The organism is Hydrogenophaga sp. (assembly GCF_011390835.1).
In the GTDB taxonomy this organism is placed as follows: Bacteria; Pseudomonadota; Gammaproteobacteria; order Burkholderiales; family Burkholderiaceae_C; genus Hydrogenophaga.
The window spans coordinates 1-3,214 of record NZ_JAABRQ010000062.1 but is presented as its reverse complement, the minus strand read 5'-3'; the positions used below and the strand labels follow the sequence as shown (position 1 = coordinate 3,214).

Sequence of the window (3,214 nt, the reverse complement as noted above, 5' to 3'; positions counted from 1 at the left end):
CCCTTCGATCGCCAGCAGCCAAGTCCACCACCACCGCTGCTGCGGGCGGTGACGACGGCGACTGGGAAAGCTTCTGATTCGTTTGATATTTGTTTCTCCTGGAGCCTGTAATGCCTGCGAACCCGCACACCTCAACCTCAAAATCCCAAGCCGTTCAGGGCGACCAGATGATCCTGGCCGCTGTGGTGCTGTCGGCGTTGGCGGCCGGCGTCATCGGTCATTTCTACTTTGAACTCGCAGCGGGTCTGATCGGCGGTGCTGCATTGGCCGCGCTGGGTGCGGCGGCCTATGTCATGGGTCGGGGCACGCTGTTCTCTCGGCTTGTGCTGTCGTTTGCCCTGGTGAGCCTGGTTGCCCTGCACATCCAGTTGGCCAAGGGCGAGCTGGAGTACCACTTCGGCGTTTTTGTCACGCTGGCGCTGCTGTTGGTGTACCTGGACTGGCGGCCCATCGTGTTCGCCGCCGGGCTTTTCGCGGTGCACCATGTGCTGTTCGATCGCCTGCAAGCGGCCGGCTTTGGTTTCTACTGCCTGACCGAGCCCAGCTTTTGGCGCGTGATGCTGCACGCCGCCTACGTGGTGATCCAGACCGGCCTGGAGGTGGTTCTTGCTGTCAGTATGGGGCGCACGGCCCGTGAAGGGGTTGAACTGGCCGGTATGGTGGCCACGGTGGACCAGCCGCACGGCATTTCGCTCGACATGACGGGCGTTGAGGTGAGCACGCCGCGGGCGCAGGCTTTGCGCAACGCCTTCCAGCGCATGCACGCGGTGGTGTCTTCGGTGCAGACCTCGGCGGTCAACATCGAGACCGCCAGCTCAGAAATCGCCAGCGGCAACCAAGACCTTTCGACCCGCACCGAGCAGGCAGCTAGCAATTTGCAGCAAACCGCAGCCAGTATGGAGCAGCTCAACGGTACGGTGCGCCAAAGTGCCGAATCGTCGCGCCAGGCCAGCCAGATCGCAGCAGCCAACGCCGAGGTGGCCGCGCGAGGCGGTCAGGTGGTGGGCCAGGTGGTCACGACCATGGACGAGATCAACCAAAGCAGCAAGAAGATCAGCGACATCATCAGCGTGATTGACGGCATCGCCTTCCAGACCAACATCCTGGCCTTGAACGCGGCGGTGGAAGCCGCCCGTGCTGGTGAGCAGGGCCGGGGCTTTGCGGTGGTCGCTGGGGAGGTGAGAAACCTGGCCCAGCGCAGCGCCGAGGCGGCCAAAGAGATCAAGACCCTGATCGGCAACAGCGTGGACCGGGTGGAGAACGGCTCGCGCCTGGTGGCTGAGGCGGGCACGACCATTCAGGAGGTGGTAGCCAACGCAAGGCGCATCGCCGATATCGTTGGCGAAATCACCGCCGCCGCCGGCGAGCAGAGCGATGGCATCAGCCAGGTCAACGTGGCGGTGAACCAGCTTGACCAGATGACGCAACAGAACGCTGCGCTGGTCGAAGAAAGCAGCGCAGCCGCGCAAAGCCTGAAGGATCAGGCCCTTAGTCTTGCCCAGGCCATTCTGGTGTTCAACCCGAACCGGGGGCCCAGAACAGCGTGAGGTTGGCCCACAGATCGAACCCCAGACGGCCCTGGCCGGTCGCCGCCAGCGGCGACGCAGGCGACTGGGAAAGCTTCTGAACCTGCATTGCAAGCATGAACTTCGCGAACTTTCTCACGTTGGATTTCGGTGCACCTGCTGATTTGCAAATGGCGGACCCAAATCCCACTCAACTTTGAAGGCTTTGACGTCGATAACCCTTTCATGGATGCCCTGGAAATCTCCCGGATCACCCATGACCAGCCCATTCCCCAACCCCAAAAAGGAGTTTCTATGACATCCCCACTGCTTCGAATTTTGGTTGCCAGCTCGCTGAGTCTGGGTCTGCTGGCCCCCGCGATCGCCGCTCCGCAAACACCAGACAAGCTTGATGGCGTGACCCTGATCAGCGCGGACCAGGCGCGCGACCTGGCCGCCAAGGGCGTACCGCTTGTGGATACGCGCGTGGCCAACGAATATGCCGAGAAAACGGCTAAGGGAGCGATCAGCGTGCCTTACAAGGAAAAGAGCGCGAAGGATGCCGGGTTCGACAAGAGCCAGGACAACTTCAACCTCGCCAAGCTTCCCGCCGACAAGAACGCGCCTGTGATCTTCTTTTGCAACTCTGGCGAGTGCTGGAAGAGCTACAAGGCCTCGGTCGTCGCCCGTGACGCTGGTTATACGAAAGTGAACTGGTTCCGCGGCGGCATGCCCGAGTGGACCGCGAAGGGCCTCCCCACGCAGTGAGCGCTTGGCCTGGCCTGAGCCGGGCCTGGCACTGGAAAGCCGCAAACCCAAGGGCATTGCACCATGAAGAACCTAAGCATCCGGAGTCGACTGTGGCTCGCCACCTTGGCCGCCGTGCTGGGGCTTGCGCTCCTCGCTTCACTGACCCTGCTGGCTGGCAAGCGCGGCGACCAGGCGCTGACCACGGTGGTCGACCAGAACCTGAAGCCTTTGCTGGCGGTGCAGCGTATCGACTCCACGCTCGGTGCGATCCGAAATAGGGCCGCAGGCCTGTTGCTCGACCACTACCCACTGCCCGGCACCATCAACCACCTGCAGGAAGCCCGCGAGGCCTTCCTGGCTGACTGGGCCGTGGTGTCGGCCAGCACACCAGCCTCGGAAGAGGAAGCGGAGTTGCTGAAGGCGCTCGTTGATGGGCAGCCCAAGGTCCTCGCCCTGATGGACGACCTCGCCAAGGTTTACGCCAGTGGCCAGACCGACGAGGTCGACGAGCTGCTGCAGCTTCCTTGGGCGATGGTGCACAAGTTCTTTATCAAACCGCTGACGGAGCTCGCCACCAGGCAGCAATCGGGTGCTGAGGCCGTCACGGCGGCTGCCCGCAAGAGCAGTCAGCAGCAGCTGTTCGTTGCGCTGGCACTTGCTTTGGTGGCAGCCGTTGCGGTCGGTGGGCTGATGTTCACGACGACGCGCCGCATTGTCAGCGCGCTGGACGAGTCGGTCGAACACGCGACTGCTATTGCCCAGGGCAACCTCGGTCGATCAATTGCCACCGGTTCACGCGACGAGCTTGGCGCCTTGTCTTCTGCGTTAGAGGCAATGCGGCTGTCGCTGGCCAAGGTCGTGGATGACATTCGCAACAGTGCCGACGGCATCAACACCGCCTCGGCTGAGATTGCCTCGGGCAACCAGGACCTGAGTTCGCGCACCGAGCAGGCCGCGAG

The 3,214-nt window shown here is 62.8% G+C and carries 3 protein-coding genes; all 3 read left to right on the top strand.

All coding sequences use genetic code 11. The annotated features are described in order from the left end of the window. Positions 1–110: 110 nt before the first annotated feature. On the top strand, positions 111–1,547 hold the full coding sequence (locus tag GPT34_RS17640; RefSeq protein ID WP_291015331.1) for a methyl-accepting chemotaxis protein: 1,437 nt from the start codon (positions 111–113) through the stop codon (positions 1,545–1,547). A 129-nt stretch (positions 1,548–1,676) separates the two neighbouring features. Further along, the gene (locus GPT34_RS17635; RefSeq protein WP_291015329.1) at positions 1,677–2,273 is read left to right on the top strand and encodes a rhodanese-like domain-containing protein; all 597 of its coding nucleotides are present in this window, start codon (positions 1,677–1,679) and stop codon (positions 2,271–2,273) included. A gap of 63 nt (positions 2,274–2,336) precedes the next feature. Further along, positions 2,337–3,214, top strand: an 878-nt coding sequence (locus GPT34_RS17630; protein WP_291015327.1) for an MCP four helix bundle domain-containing protein, incomplete at its 3' end; no start/stop codon positions are given.

Bases quoted from the DNA above. Each gene is read 5' to 3' on its own strand.
- GPT34_RS17640 (WP_291015331.1), top strand. From the start codon at position 111: ATGCCTGCGAACCCGCACACCTCAACCTCAAAATCCCAAGCCGTTCAG.